Annotated in this window: 15 protein-coding genes; 5 read left to right on the top strand and 10 right to left on the bottom strand. The window is 55.1% G+C overall.

Annotated elements, in window-relative coordinates:
* Positions 1–52: 52 nt before the first annotated feature.
* From ABMA60_RS00970 to ubiE, 4 genes are read right to left on the bottom strand one after another with little or no spacing between them, the layout of a single operon-like run.
* A complete protein-coding gene (locus ABMA60_RS00970) occupies positions 53–385 on the bottom strand; it encodes a phosphoribosyl-ATP diphosphatase (protein WP_392800393.1) in 333 nt (110 codons plus the stop codon).
* 31 nt (positions 386–416) lie between these two features.
* On the bottom strand, positions 417–2,042 hold the full coding sequence (ubiB, locus tag ABMA60_RS00975; RefSeq protein ID WP_392797482.1) for a ubiquinone biosynthesis regulatory protein kinase UbiB: 1,626 nt from the start codon (positions 2,040–2,042) through the stop codon (positions 417–419).
* Positions 2,039–2,680, bottom strand: coding sequence for an SCP2 domain-containing protein (locus ABMA60_RS00980; RefSeq protein ID WP_392797483.1), 642 nt, complete (start codon positions 2,678–2,680; stop codon positions 2,039–2,041). Before ABMA60_RS00980 ends, ubiB begins: the two co-directional genes overlap by 4 nt.
* Positions 2,677–3,426 (bottom strand): bifunctional demethylmenaquinone methyltransferase/2-methoxy-6-polyprenyl-1,4-benzoquinol methylase UbiE, encoded by a 750-nt coding sequence (gene ubiE / locus ABMA60_RS00985; protein WP_392797484.1) that lies wholly within the window; start codon positions 3,424–3,426, stop codon positions 2,677–2,679. Before ubiE ends, ABMA60_RS00980 begins: the two co-directional genes overlap by 4 nt.
* A gap of 147 nt (positions 3,427–3,573) precedes the next feature.
* Here ubiE and hemB point away from each other — a divergent pair, with 147 nt between their 5' ends.
* From hemB to rho, 3 genes are all read left to right on the top strand, one after another.
* A complete protein-coding gene (hemB, locus tag ABMA60_RS00990; protein ID WP_392797485.1) occupies positions 3,574–4,572 on the top strand; it encodes a porphobilinogen synthase in 999 nt (332 codons plus the stop codon).
* 150 nt (positions 4,573–4,722) lie between these two features.
* Entirely contained in the window at positions 4,723–5,049 is a 327-nt protein-coding gene (trxA, locus tag ABMA60_RS00995; protein WP_108163576.1) for a thioredoxin TrxA, read from the top strand.
* Positions 5,050–5,206: 157 nt separating this feature from the next.
* Entirely contained in the window at positions 5,207–6,463 is a 1,257-nt protein-coding gene (rho, locus tag ABMA60_RS01000) for a transcription termination factor Rho (protein ID WP_392797488.1), read from the top strand.
* A gap of 271 nt (positions 6,464–6,734) precedes the next feature.
* Here the strand turns inward: rho and ABMA60_RS01005 are convergent, their stop codons facing one another.
* Positions 6,735–7,310 (bottom strand): ATP-dependent Clp protease proteolytic subunit, encoded by a 576-nt coding sequence (locus ABMA60_RS01005; protein ID WP_392797489.1) that lies wholly within the window; start codon positions 7,308–7,310, stop codon positions 6,735–6,737.
* 261 nt (positions 7,311–7,571) lie between these two features.
* Positions 7,572–9,479, bottom strand: coding sequence for an ABC-F family ATP-binding cassette domain-containing protein (locus ABMA60_RS01010; RefSeq protein ID WP_392797491.1), 1,908 nt, complete (start codon positions 9,477–9,479; stop codon positions 7,572–7,574).
* 23 nt (positions 9,480–9,502) lie between these two features.
* Here ABMA60_RS01010 and ABMA60_RS01015 point away from each other — a divergent pair, with 23 nt between their 5' ends.
* Positions 9,503–9,970, top strand: coding sequence for a hypothetical protein (locus ABMA60_RS01015; RefSeq protein ID WP_392797493.1), 468 nt, complete (start codon positions 9,503–9,505; stop codon positions 9,968–9,970).
* A 9-nt stretch (positions 9,971–9,979) separates the two neighbouring features.
* Here the strand turns inward: ABMA60_RS01015 and ABMA60_RS01020 are convergent, their stop codons facing one another.
* The 4 genes from ABMA60_RS01020 to rsd form a co-directional block, all read right to left on the bottom strand.
* Positions 9,980–11,086 carry a hypothetical protein gene (locus tag ABMA60_RS01020; RefSeq protein WP_392797495.1) on the bottom strand — a complete coding sequence of 369 codons (1,107 nt, stop codon included), beginning with the start codon at positions 11,084–11,086 and terminating at the stop codon, positions 9,980–9,982.
* A gap of 194 nt (positions 11,087–11,280) precedes the next feature.
* Positions 11,281–12,021, bottom strand: a complete 741-nt coding sequence (locus ABMA60_RS01025; protein WP_392797496.1) for an AAA family ATPase — start codon at positions 12,019–12,021, stop codon at positions 11,281–11,283.
* Positions 12,022–12,137: 116 nt separating this feature from the next.
* Positions 12,138–13,052, bottom strand: a complete 915-nt coding sequence (locus tag ABMA60_RS01030; protein WP_392797497.1) for a WD40 repeat domain-containing protein — start codon at positions 13,050–13,052, stop codon at positions 12,138–12,140.
* Between the two features lie 100 nt (positions 13,053–13,152).
* The gene (gene rsd / locus ABMA60_RS01035) at positions 13,153–13,617 is read right to left on the bottom strand and encodes a sigma D regulator (RefSeq protein WP_392797498.1); all 465 of its coding nucleotides are present in this window, start codon (positions 13,615–13,617) and stop codon (positions 13,153–13,155) included.
* Between the two features lie 218 nt (positions 13,618–13,835).
* On the opposite strand from rsd, the gene ABMA60_RS01040 reads away from it, so the two are divergent.
* Positions 13,836–14,264 (top strand): flagellar basal body-associated FliL family protein, encoded by a 429-nt coding sequence (locus ABMA60_RS01040; RefSeq protein WP_392797500.1) that lies wholly within the window; start codon positions 13,836–13,838, stop codon positions 14,262–14,264.
* Positions 14,265–14,289: the final 25 nt, after the last annotated feature.

Genomic DNA, 14,289 nt, shown 5'->3' on the forward strand with positions numbered 1-14,289 from the left:
CGGTTTTAAAGCGCTTCGGCCGCTGCCGAAGTGCGGGATTCGTGCGCGCCCCTCAGTTGGAGCGGGCGGCTTTTTCATCGTGTCCGGACAAACCGACACGTCGCTGTAATTCTTCCAGTACCGCGTCCGGGCCTAAACCCAGGTCGGCCAGCATCACCAGGCTGTGGAACCAGAGATCAGCGGTTTCACTGATGAGTCGCTCCGCCGGGTCGCTGCCTGCTTTAACGTTCTTGGCGGCGAGAATAGTTTCGACGGCTTCTTCGCCCACTTTCTCGAGAATCTTATCCAAGCCCTTAGCGTATAACGAAGCCACGTAGGATTCATCCGCCGCCGCGCCTTTACGCGCTTCCAGCGTCGCCGCCAATTGTTGCAAAACATCCATAATATGACACCGTCGTTAACGAATTATGTCGGTCCTAAGGCCACAGCAGCAAGAGGGCACCAACACCCAGTCCGGCCCATTGGCCCGGCGACAGGCTCAGCAGCCAGGCGCCTGGATCACCGGTCCAGAACACAAAGAGTAACAAAACCGTCGCCAACAGCCGGCGCGTCAGTTTGCGATTGGCGCGCTGCTGACTGACTTGAATATCGGCCAGACGCTGCTGCAAACGCTGCTCAACCTGACCGACCTGCCGCAAGTTGAGCAAGGTATCGTGCACCAGATCCGGCATCTGCGGCGCCTTGGCGAGCCAGCCCGGGCCATGCTGTTGTATGGCTTTGAGCAGTCGCTTGGGTCCGACCTGCTCGCGCATCCAGCGTTCCAAAAAGGGTTTGGCCGTCGCCCACAAATCGAGTTGTGGATACAACTGACGACCCAAGCCTTCAACATTCAGCAGCGTTTTTTGCAGCAACACCAATTGCGGTTGGACGTGCATATCGAAACGCTGTGCGGTCTGGAACAAACGCACCAGCAATAAACCAAAGGAAATTTCCGCCAACGGCTTTTCAAAAATCGGTTCACACACCGACCGAATCGCCGCCTCGAATTCATTGACCCGGGTATTGGCCGGCACCCAACCAGACTCAACATGCAGTTCGGCAACGCGATAATAGTCGCGATTAAAAAACGCCAGCAGGTTCTGCGCCAGATAGTTCTGATCTTCGCGTGACAGCGAACCGACAATGCCGCAATCAATGCCAATGTACTGCGGCGATTGCGGATGCTGACGGCTGACGAAAATATTGCCCGGATGCATGTCAGCGTGGAAGAAGGAATCGCGGAACACCTGCGTAAAGAAAATCTCCACACCGCGCTCGGCAAGGATTTTCATATCGACGCCAAGTTCGTTGAGCTCATCAACACTGGACACGCCGATACCATCAATGCGCTCCATTACCAGCACATTGCGCCGGGTGTATTCCCAGTATACCCAGGGAATATAGAGCAGCTCAGAGTCTTCAAAGTTACGTTTAAACGCTGCCAGGTTGGCGCCTTCACGCATCAAATCCAGTTCATCGAGAATGGTTTTGCGGAAATCTTCAACCACCGCCTGGGGCCGCAAGCGATGACCATCCGGCAGCATATTGACCAGCCAGGCCATCACTTCCATCAAGCGCACATCTTTAATAATGCCGCTTTTGATACCCGGCCGGATGACCTTGACCACCACCGAGCGACCGTCGGGCAATACCGCACTGTGCACCTGGGCAATGGACGCCGACGCCAGCGGGTCGGCATCAAATTCAAGAAACAGATCGTCGATGGATTGACCCAAGGCTTCTTCGATCAGAGCGCGGGCTTTTTTGCTGGGAAAAGACGGCACATTGTCCTGCAAAAAGGCCAGTTCGATGGCCATTTCCGGCGGCAGCAAGTCGCGCCGGGTCGACAGAATCTGGCCAAATTTAACGAACACCGGGCCGAGCGTTTCCAGCGCGCGGCGCAGCCGATAGCCTTCGCTGCCACGCGCCGGAATGATCCAGCGCAACGGGAAAAACCATTGCGCTACCCGGATCGGCCAGGGGACTTGCTGGTAGCGCAGCAGGGTATCCAGACGGTATCGACTCAGCACCCAGGCGATGCGGATCAGACGAAAAATGGTCAAGAGCGGGACGTCTCCGTATTCAGGCGTTTGGACAAACGCTCCAGACGCGCAGCCAGACGGTCGGCGGCCAGGCGAGTGTTATGCACCTGCTCGCTGTGTGCTTGCCAAAGCGAGTTAGGTACTAGGGCATCGCTTTCTTCGCGCAGATAGTTATGCAGCGTGCGCCCAGCCGATTCGCTCTGAACCCGCGCCCAGCCAGCAAAACTGCGTAAACCTTCGGCCAGCCAGTGCGCCGGGAGATCACCCAGGCGATCACCGAGCGCCATTTCCCAGTCGATATCCAGCCCGGCGAGAATGGACTGCAGCGTAAAGAAGGTACGGGTATCGCCCTGAATATCGATCTGATGCGCCATCATCGCCTGAGTGCGATCGGTGGAACGCAGCACAGCGAACAAATCTGTGGCGCGGCCGCTGACGCGGGCGTTAACCGACTCGGGCTCTTGAAACGCCACTTCGATATGAGCGGTTTGGGCTTCAGCGCTGTCGGCTTCGATCGCCAACGCAACCTTTAATGCCGGTTCGCGCATTTCCAATACCAGACTTTGACCGGCCAAATCAGCCAACCGATGCCGGGCACTGGGGTCATAACGGAGGGCTTCGTTGATCAGTCGCTGCAGCGGCAAAGCCAGCAGACTCATGGCTTGATGCCTCGGTGCAAGGCAACAATACCACCGGTCAAGTTATGGTATTGCACGCGTTCCAGACCGGCATCGCTCATCATGGCTTTCAGCGTTTCCTGATCCGGGTGCATGCGAATGGACTCGGCCAGATAGCGGTAGCTGTCGGCATCGCCGGTGACCATGCTGCCCATGCGCGGCAGCGCCTGGAACGAATAAAAATCATAGGCGCGGCTGAGCAGATCGTTACGCGGCTTGGAAAATTCCAGCACCAGCAAACGGCCACCGGGCTTCAAGACGCGCTGCATTTCTGCCAGGGCTTTTTCTTTGTGAGTGACGTTACGTAAACCAAAGGCGATGGTGACCACATCGAAGCGGTTGTCATCAAACGGCAGCGATTCGGCGTTGGCCTGAACGGTTTCCAGGTTGCCGGCGATGCCACGATCGGCCAGGCGGTCACGACCAACCTTGAGCATGGACTCGTTGATATCCGCCAACACCACCTGGCCTTCGGCGCCAACCTTGCGCGCAAAGGCGTAACTCAGATCGCCGGTACCGCCGGCAATATCCAGCACGCTATTACCGGCACGAACGCCGGACAATTCAATGGTGTAACGCTTCCAGAGTCGGTGAATGCCGAACGACATCAGGTCGTTCATCAGATCATATTTGCTGGCCACCGAATGAAACACATCGGCCACCTTTTTTTGCTTATCGCCAGTGGCGACTTCCTGGTAACCAAAATGAGTGGTGTCTTTGTCGGCCATCCGAACTCCGCAGCAATAACAAGGCAGCCCGCATTGTAACGATTTCGCCTGAGCGGGGCGACAGCACCGGCCTTGGAAACTGACCTTTACGCCCGGATAATGACTTCAGTCAAATTGCCTGCCACCGACTTCAGGAGTTCCACCGCCATGCGTCATTATCCCCAAACCCGTCTGCGCCGCCTGCGCGCCCATGACTTTTCGCGCCGCCTGGTGCGTGAAAACCAGCTGACGGTGGACGACCTGATTTATCCGGTTTTTGTGCTTGAAGGTGAACAGCAGCGCGAAGCGGTACCCTCTATGCCGGGCGTGGAACGCCTGTCGGTGGACCTGCTGGTGGCAGCGGCCGAAGAGTGGGTGCAACTGGGCATTCCCATGGTGGCGCTGTTTCCGGTGGTGCCAACAGAAAAGAAATCGCTTGAGGCGGAAGAGGCTTACAACCCCGACGGCCTGGCACAACGTGCCACCCGGGCTTTAAAAGCGGCCTATCCGGAACTGGGTGTGATGACCGACGTAGCGCTCGATCCGTTCACCACTCATGGTCAGGACGGCATTATCGACGACAGCGGCTATGTGATGAACGACGTCACCGTCCAGACGCTGGTGCGCCAGACCTTGTCGCACGCCGAAGCCGGTGCTGATGTGGTCGCACCCAGCGATATGATGGACGGGCGCATCGGCGCCATGCGTGAAGCGCTGGAAGACGAAGCCTTTCATAACACCCAGATCATGGCGTACTCGGCCAAGTACGCATCGAATTATTATGGTCCGTTCCGCGACGCGGTCGGCTCGGCCGCCAATCTGGGCAAAGGCAACAAATCGACTTACCAGATGGATCCCGCCAACAGTGATGAAGCGCTGCACGAGATTGCACTCGATCTGGAAGAGGGCGCCGATATGGTGATGGTCAAGCCAGGCATGCCCTATCTGGACATCGTGCGCCGCGTGAAAGACGAATTCCGTGTGCCAACCTTCGCCTATCAAGTCAGCGGTGAATACGCCATGCATCAGGCCGCTTTTGCCCAGGGCTGGCTGGATAAAGACAGCGTCATGCTGGAAAGCCTGATGGCGTTTAAACGCGCTGGCGCCGACGGCATTCTCACCTATTTCGCCGTCGATACCGCCCGTTTACTGGCAAATCGGACTTGAAAACCAGCGCCTAAGCGTTCATGTTAGGCGCTTCCTGAGGGAGCGCCGTCCGGTGTTCCCGGTCAATACCGCCAGACAGCTTCTTACTGCAAGGGTGCCCAGCAGCCTTGATGGCTCAGGAACGATTTCATTTAACGAGTACGGAACCTAATGAGCGAACAAATCAAAAACGTAACCGACGACAGCTTCGAAAGCGAAGTACTGGGCAGCGACAAGCCCGTCCTGGTGGACTACTGGGCGGAATGGTGTGGCCCCTGCAAAATGATTGCGCCGGTTCTGGAAGAAGTCGCCGATGAGTACGCCGAGCAACTCGATGTTGCCAAACTGAACATCGACGACAATCCCAACACGCCGCCTAAGTTTGGTATTCGCGGCATTCCGACACTGATGATGTTCCGTGGCGGCGAAGTCGTTGCCACCAAAGTCGGTGCTTTATCCAAAACTCAATTGATCGAGTTTATCCAGGGCAACCTGTGACGCCGTTCCGGGCCGGGAAATCCGGCCCGAATCTTTTCTGGACAGGCTAAATTGCACCCCCTATAGTGTCTTTAATTCCAAATTCCAACGCTTCCCAACCACGTCTCTGGGCACCCCGCCCACCCATCATCCCTATATAATCAAAACCGCTAATCCTATGAATCTGAGTGACTTAAAAACCAAACCTGTGCCTGAGCTCCTGGAAATTGCCAAGGACATGGGCCTGGACAACCTGAACCGTTCACGCAAGCAAGACCTGATTTTCACCATCCTGAAACGTCACGCCAAAAGCGGTGAAGACATCTGGGGTGATGGAGTCTTGGAAATTCTGCAGGACGGTTTTGGTTTTCTGCGATCGGCAACCGCTTCTTATCTGGCCGGCCCGGACGACATCTATGTCTCGCCCAGCCAGATCCGCCGTTTTAATCTGCGCACCGGCGATACCATCTCCGGAAAAATTCGCCCGCCGAAAGAAGGCGAACGTTACTTTGCGCTGCTCAAAGTTGACAAGATCAACTACGAACCACTGGAGAGTGGCCGCAACAAGGTTCTGTTCGAGAACCTGACGCCACTGTTTCCACAAGAGCGACTGCTGCTGGAATCCGGCAACGGCTCAACCGAAGATTTATCCGGCCGGATTCTCGACCTGGTATCACCGATCGGTAAAGGTCAACGTGGCCTGATCGTCTCGCCACCCAAGGCCGGTAAAACGCTGATGCTGCAACATGTGGCTCAGGCAATTACCCGCAACAATCCGGAAACCCATCTGATCGTTTTGCTGATCGACGAACGTCCGGAAGAAGTGACCGACATGCAGCGTTCGGTGCGCGGCGAGGTCATTGCTTCGACCTTCGATGAACCACCGGCGCGTCACGTTCAGGTTGCCGAAATGGTGATCGAAAAAGCCAAGCGTCTGGTCGAGCACAAGCAGGATGTGGTCATTCTGCTCGACTCTATTACCCGTCTGGCGCGGGCTTACAACACCATCGTACCGAGCTCCGGCAAGGTACTGACCGGTGGTGTCGATGCGCATGCACTGGAGCGCCCCAAGCGTTTCTTTGGTGCAGCACGGAATATCGAAGAGGGCGGTTCGCTGACCATTATGGCCACTGCCTTGATCGACACCGGCTCGAAAATGGACGAAGTGATCTACGAAGAATTCAAAGGCACCGGCAACATGGAAGTGCATTTGGATCGCAAGATTGCCGAGAAACGCATCTTCCCGGCCATCAACGTACGCCGCTCCGGTACCCGTCGCGAAGAGTTGCTGACCAGCCAGGACGAACTGCAACGCATGTGGATTCTGCGTAAACTGCTGGCGGAAATGGAAGACGTCGCCGCCATCGACTTCCTGATCAACAAACTCAAGCAGACCAAGACCAACGACGAATTCTTTAAATCGATGAAGGGGTAAATCGCGGTGGGCTTCGCCCTCAAAAGAACCCTTAACGGGTTCTTTTGAGCGATTTACGACCGGCCATGGATGGCCGGGCTGGACCACTCCACTGGGACGTCCAACTACTAAACCAGCCCCTTAACGGGGCTTTAATAGGATTTTTACGGCCGACACGGAAGTCGGCCTGGACCAGCTAACAGGGATGTCCTGCCTGCCAGGCTTCGCCCACCACGATTTAGCAGATCAAAAAAATCCCGGCATTTGCCGGGATTTTTTTATCTAAGGCGGCTTACGCCATTTCAGTGCTGGACCGAACTACCTTACTGACAATGCCATATTCAATGGCTTCATCGGTGGTCATCCAGCGATCCCGCTCAATGTCTTTACGCACCTGTTCAATGCTCTGGCCAGTCGCTTCGCTGATGATGCGCGCCAGACGTTCACGCATACGCAGAATCTGCTCGGCCTGAATGGCGATATCGCTGGCCTGACCACCCACACCACCGGTCGGCTGGTGGATCAGAAAGCGGGTATTGGGTAAGCAATAACGGTCTTCTTTATCGGCCGCTAAAAAGATGTGGGTGCCCGCGCTGGCTACCCAGCCGGTACCGATCACTTTAACGCGCGGCGCAATAAACTGAATGATGTCATGAATGGAGTCACCCGCTTCTACGTGACCACCCTGGCTGTTGATAAACAACTGGATGTCATCGTCCGACTCTTCGGCCAGGGTCAGTAACTGACCGATCACCTTCTTGGCCATGCTCTGATTGATCTCTTCACAGATCAAAACTTTGCGCGCCTTGATCAGTCGATCACCAACGGGATCAAGGATTTCTTTGCTGTCTTTCTTATCGTCGCTCATCTATGTCTCCTTGGGCTGGGTGAGCCATCACGGCGTATTGCGCCGTTAAGGTTCTCAGGGTGACAACCCAGCTTATACACAAAGTGGTTGCCTATGACGGTTAGCTGTCTTTGTTATGACAACCTCTGAAGATATATCTCTAACTTATTGATTTTCTTTTAAAATTCTCTTTCTTATCGAGCATCATTGGCAGCACCGCTCTACGCCTCCGCCCCACACTGGCGCAGTTGACCCAAGCTTATCCAACAACTTATCCACAGATTAGAGAGCGGCCTCTGCCGCTTCCACTGTTTCACTCAATGTCAGCCACTGCGCTTCCGATTCCTGCAGGCGCTGACTCAAAGTCGACTGCTCTTTGAGCAAGGCCTGGAGTTCGTCTTTACGCGAATCTTCGTATAGATCGGTATCGGCAAGGTCGCTTTCAATGGCTGCCAGGCGTTGCTGCTGTTTTTCCATCGCTTTTTCCAACTGCTGCAACTGACGCTTCATCGGTTTCAAGCGTTCACGCTCAGCCGCTTTCTGCTGACGCAGCTGTTTTTTATCAATCGGGGCGCTGTTTTGCGGTTGCGCATTGGCTTCTTTACGACTTTTAAGTTGCTCCGGCTGCTTCAACAACGCCTGGAAGTAATCGTCCAGATCGCCACTGTATTCGTCGACGCGACCCTGATTGACCCACCAGAAAACCTCAGCGGTGTTGTTCAGCAAATAGCGATCGTGCGATACCAGAATAACGGCGCCTTCATATGCCTGAAGCGCCAGGTTTAACGACGCCCGAACTTCCAAATCCAAATGGTTGGTTGGTTCATCCAGCAATAGAACATTCGGTTTGCGCCAGGCGATCAGGGCCAGCGCCAGGCGCGCTTTCTCACCACCGGAAAAATGTTCAATGCGTTCATCGGCGCGGTCACCATTGAAGCCGTAACGACCGATAAAGTTACGCAGTGTCTGGTCGCGCTCACGCGGATCGAGACGCTTCAGATGTTCCATCGCGCTGGCATGGCTGTCCAGGGATTCAAGCTGATGCTGAGCGAAATAGCCAATGCGCAGATGTTGTCCCGAGGTCAACTCACCAGCCATCGGCTCCAACTCGCCAGCGAGCGCTTTGACCAGGGTCGATTTACCCGCGCCGTTTACACCCAGCAAACCCACTCTCATGCCTGGATGCAGGCTCAGGCGAATGCCTTCAATGACAGCGCGTTCGCCATAGCCCAGACTAACGTTACTGAGACTGAGCAGCGGATCCGACACCTTGTCATGGCAGGGCAGGCTGAGATCATAGCCATTATCGATATGCACCGGCGCTTCCAGCGTCATCCGTTCGAGCATCTTAACTCGACTCTGCGCCTGCTTAGCTTTGCTGGCCTTGGCTTTAAACCGATCGACAAAGGACTGAATTTCAGCGATACGCGCCTGCTGCTTTTCGTATTGCGACTGTTGCAGTCGTTCCTGCTCGGCGCGTTGACGCTCGTACTGGCTGTAGTTACCACGCCACAAGGTGAGTTGGCGCTGACTTAGGCTCAGTACCTGGGTAGCAACGCCATCGATAAAGTCGCGGTCGTGCGAAATCAATAACACCGTACCGGGATAGCGGCGCAACCAGTTTTCCAGCCAGTAGCAGGTGTGCAAATCCAGGTGGTTGGTCGGTTCGTCAAGCAGCAACAGGTCGGCCGGTTTCATCAAGGCACGCGCCAGGTTCAACCGAACCCGCCAGCCGCCGGAGAAATCCGCCACGGCCCGATCGTAGTCGCTGGTGGTAAAACCCAATCCCAACAGCAGTTGCTCTGCCTGACTGGTTTTGGCGTAAGCCTGATAATTATCGAGCTCGCCCAGAACATCGGCCAGACGATGGTCGTCTCCGGCCGCTTCGGCTGCAGCCTGTTCGGCTTCCAGAGCGCGCAATTGGTCATCGCCATCAAGTACGAAGTCGCGCGCCGATCGTGCGCTGGCATCCACTTCCTGCGCCATATGGGAAATACGCCAGGAGGCGGGGATGGACACACTGCCGCCATCGACAGCAAGCTCGCCCTGCAAGACTTGGAACAGCGTTGACTTACCGCTGCCATTGGCACCGATAACGGCCACCCGCTCACCCGGATAAAGGGTGATGGTGCTGTCTTCAATCAGGGGGACGCCGCCGCGCTGGAGGCTGATTTGGTTAAGCTGAATCATGGCGCGGAGTTTACCAACGCTCTGTGATACTGTCTGCGTCCAATACCATCAGTCTCATCAATATGACGTCTTTTGGCCCCAAGCTTTGGGATTTTGCCCTTTCCGTTTATCCCGACCACAAAGAAACCCTGCTGCAATGGCAGGCTGACGGCGCGGGCGTGAACGATATTCTGCTGTGCGGTTTCGCGATGAAGCACCAATGGCGCCTGGACTGGTCCGCCTGGCTGACGGTCGAAACCGGGCAGCCACGACAGCTGCTACGCCGGGTAAGACAGCATCGTTTCCAACTGGCGCGCAGTCATCCGACTCGGCCATTGGCTTTGCAGTGGGAGTTAGTACTGGAGCAGTGGGATCTGGCGTTGCTGGCCGGTTGTCTGGATCAACAACACAGCAGCATTACGGCTGAGCAGGCAGTCGATGCGCTTTGTCAGCATTGGCAGATAACAAAAACCCAGACGCTGCACCAACTGGTGCAACGCCTGGGTTCCTGAAGCACTGAGTTAGGCGTCTTTTTTCGGATCGAACAGGCTGCGACCGTCACCCGATGGCACAGTATTCACCAGCGGCTTATTCTCCGCCGGTTTGGCCGGCGTTTCTTCACGCTTAGGCTCTGCGGGCTTGGGCGCTTCCGGCTTCGGCGTGCTGGTTGCAGCTGGCGCCGGGCTAGGCGTTGGCTGTGTCGGTTTTGGCGCCGCCGGTGCAGGGGTCGCTGGTTTAGCGGTGCTGGCCGGGGCTGCAGGCTGCTTCACCGGAGCTTTCTTCGGTGCCGCCGCTTTTTTAGCCGGCGTCTTCTTTGCGGCTGATTTCTTAGCAGCGGTTTTCTTCGGTGCTGCTTTTTTAGCCGCAGCTTTCTTAGCCGTGGTCTTCTTCGCCGCTACCGACTTCTTAGCCGTGGTTTTCTTGGCAGCGGTTTTCTTAGCGGTCGTCTTCTTGGCTGCCGTCTTTTTAGCGGTGGTCTTCTTCGCCGCCGTTTTTTTGGTCGCCGCTTTTTTGGCAGTCGACTTCTTGGCGGTGGTTTTTTTGGCAGCGGTCTTTTTAGCGGCAGCCGCTTGTTTTACGGCTGTTTTCTTAGCCTTGGCAGCGCTTTTCTTACTGGCTTTGGCTTCGGCTTTCTTGGCCTGAGCCGCCTGTTTTTTCTCGGCAGCCTGACGCGCCTTTTCAACCGCCTTGTTCACCGCATCAGCCGACTTTTTCTCTGCCAGTGCAGCGGACAAGTTGTCTTTGGCGATCTCGAATTCCAGTTTCAGGTCTTCAACCACAGCCTTGCTTGACGCCAAGGTCGCATCAGCTTTCTGCAGTTGGTTTTGCGCCGTTTTAGTAGCACTGGCTTTAGCGCGGGCGGCAGCGGCTTTGCGCTTGGCTTGCGCTGTTGCCATCTGCTTCTTGGCGGTATCCAGTTTTTTCTTCAATTGATCGCGCAGCTTCTCTGATTCAGAAACGGCTTTGCCGCGCGCTTTTTCCAATTCGGTTTGCAATTTTCCCAGTTCAGTTTTGAGCAACTCAACCGGTGAACTCAGTATGGATTTTGCTGCTGCCTTACGCTTAGGTGCTGCTTTGCGTTTGGCAGTGGTCTTACGGGCAGTAGTCTTCTTTTTTGCGGCGGCCATGAGTCTTTCCTCTCATTTAATCCCCAGTGCCCTGTACTATTGTCAGGGCGTTATAAAAATTCAAGCCAGGACATTGAATTCGACAACATTATTGCGTTTTTATTCGACTATTTCCGATATTTCCGCTCGATGTATTTGCTGACCTCTTTTAGCGGGCCTTTTACTGAGCAGTAACTCACTTCTCGATCCGATGGTTATTTATCTTGATCAATCCAGTCGATTAACTGCTGCCAGTCAGTTAAGTCTGCTTGCTGGGCATTATCCAGGTCGTACAAACCCATGCCGTATTCCGATGCCCGTACATAAAACTGGGTATCGCGGAAGGTGGCAATAAAAGGAATTTTTAAGCTGCGTAAAAACAGCTCCAGCTTGGAATACACCAGGGTGTTTTTACGAGCCCGGTTAGCCAATACCGCAACACGGCGCGGCGAAGAACGATACGCCGGGCACAACAACAAATCTTTAATGAAAACGGTGGTAGCACGGATATCAATTGGCGACGGTGTTACCGGGATCAACACCACATCGCATTCGCGGACCAGTTCATTCAGCAAGGAACCGGTCAAACCAGAAGGCGTATCGATAATAACTTTGGAGGTATCTGCCGGCATGTTGCGCAGATGCCAGGATCGGGTGATCTGGGTGGCGGCGCGGCGGAACGCGGCAACACCATGAATATAACGCTGGTCCGCCTGGCGCGACTGCAACCATTGGGTTGACGAAGCCTGGGGATCATAATCGATCAACACGGCGGTTTCGTTGCGGCTGGCAAAGAGACTGGCCAGGTTGGTCGCAACAGTGGTTTTACCGCTGCCGCCTTTCGCGTTGGCGACCAGAATTCGTACCGGCTGCGGCGCAGAAATAACACGAGCGCTGGGCGATTGCGCCTCAGCGTTTTCGGTATTTTCCGGATTTTCTGAAGGATCAGCAGACATTCATCAGACCCCTACTAACTCCCTGGTTATTGTGCTTTGCAATGGTCATTAACTGACGCAAAGCGACCATGGTTTTTGACCCCATGGTTTTTGACCATTGTTGGCCTAAATCCAATTTAGAACGCATACAGATATCCATCCGAACCTAACACCAATAGTCGGTCATTCTGCCATGTCATATCAAGTACTGTCGCACTGCGGAACGCATTTTGCCAAAAAGAACCGATTCTCCAAACAGCCTGACGCTCACCGCTGTTCAAATCGTATTGCAGAATTTCACGATGCGTCGTGCCCAATAAGAGTTGGTTTTGGCCGATAAATCGAGCGCTGTATAAACGATGCTGATCGGTGGGCAGATCGGCCACCTTACGCCGGCTAGCCAGATTCCAGACCGAGGATATTTCGCTGGCCGGAGCCAGTAACGCCAGCCGCCCATCGCTGCTGAGTTTTACTAAGGTGACCTGATTGGGCAGGTCAAAGCGCTGGATCAAAGCATTGTCGCGGACATCCCAGAGCCTTGCAGTGAGGTCTTCCGAGCCGGTCAAGGCGCGGCTGGCGTCCGCCGTCAGCGATACCGACAGTACCGGACCATCGTGCAAAAACTCGCGCAATACGCCGCCATTAACGGTGTCGAATAATACGGCTTTGTTGTTATTTAATCCCAGTAAGGCAAAACGACCATCAGCGGATAAATCGACCGCTTCAATCCGCGCGGGCGCCGTCCAGAAAGACAGTGACTCGCCGTTGCTGGTGTCCCAGGTCACCAGGTTGTAATAGTCAGCGGTCAGTGCGACCAGGCCATTGCTGGAGAACTGACTGTAGAGGATTTCGCTGTAGCTGCCGGGCTGATGATTCCAGTCGTACTGACGCGCCGGTGGTCGGGTTGTCCAGTAGCTGCCGCCCTGATGAATGGAGCCCACTACCAGACGATTACCATCAGCGCTGAGCCCGCCGCTGTAGGCGCCCTGCGTAGCCACCTCCCAGCGCTGTTCTGGCACCGAATACCAGCAACCGGCTAACACGCTGGCCATCAGACTGATGCAAGACCATCGCCATAGGGAAAACAGCACCGGGGGCATCATAGCGATAACGCGAACAACGGGCCGGCGCAGGTCATCATCACCAGCGCACTCAGGCGACTTGCCCACGATGAATGTTGTGCAGTCGTTCGATCAACCGATCTTCCAACTCAAAGCGCTCGGTCATCTGCTCACCCAGTTTGGACAGGTCAGCTGGCAGTTCCTCGGCATGGAGTGCGCATTGTTCGGCGGTGTCGTACTTGTCGTTGAAATAGAGGATAAATTCGGTGGTGGTTTCCAGTGCGGGGTACAGCTTGTGTGCCAAATCCAGACCGCCGTCATCAAATTCACGGGCTTCCCGAATCAGTTGTTCGTAGACTTCGAAATGTCCGGCCGAAACATAATCCATCAGTGTTTCGCAAAAATCCTGCAGCGGCTCGGCCTGCTGATCGGCGGCGATGTCTTTCTTCAGCTTGAAATAAGCAACCAGAGTCCGTTTGCGGTTCTCCAGCCAACGGTCGATCATTTCGTGCGTGCCACCCCAACGTTCATGGGCTGTTTTGCAATCTTCGAGCATAGCGATTCCCACGGTAAGAAGTTCAACAGGGTAACCCGGCCGTTCATTATTAGGTTTGCTCCCTGGGAGACTCACTATAGGTCAGCCACCCACACCCGACAACTGCCCCCTATAACCCAGTGGGCAGCCGGCGATGTGGCGGCTAGAATGACTGGACTGATGGCTATTGACCGGCCAGGATGTAGCCCGTTCACATCGTTTCAGGAGGCGTTGCCGAGATGACCGCTCAGCCCATTTACCGTCGTTACTGCGCAGCTATTCTGGGCAGCCTGATTGTGCTGCTATCGACTGTCAGCCTGACCGCTTCTGCCGAAGAAGAACCGCTGGGCCCAAACTACGTGGCGCTAGAGCCGGAATTCACCTTGAACTACGGCCAGGGTGATCGACTGAAATACGTGCAGTTATCGGTCACGCTGGAAGTGGATGACAATAATGCGGCCTTGGAAGTGAACGCTCACTCGGACTCCATTCGACACGCCGTCATTATGCAATTCGCCCGCGAAGAAGAGAGCACTTTGCGCAGTATCGAAGGGCGGGAATTAATTCGGGAACGTTTGCTGGATCGCTTGCGCGAAGTCATGGAACGCGAAGTGGGCGAAGCCATGATTCGCAAGGTGCTGTTCACGTCCATCGTCGTTCAGGGATAAGAGTACAAGGCTAAGGGTTCAGGGA

This window comes from Saccharospirillum sp. HFRX-2, assembly GCF_043196805.1.
Taxonomy (GTDB): Bacteria; Pseudomonadota; Gammaproteobacteria; order Pseudomonadales; family Natronospirillaceae; genus Saccharospirillum.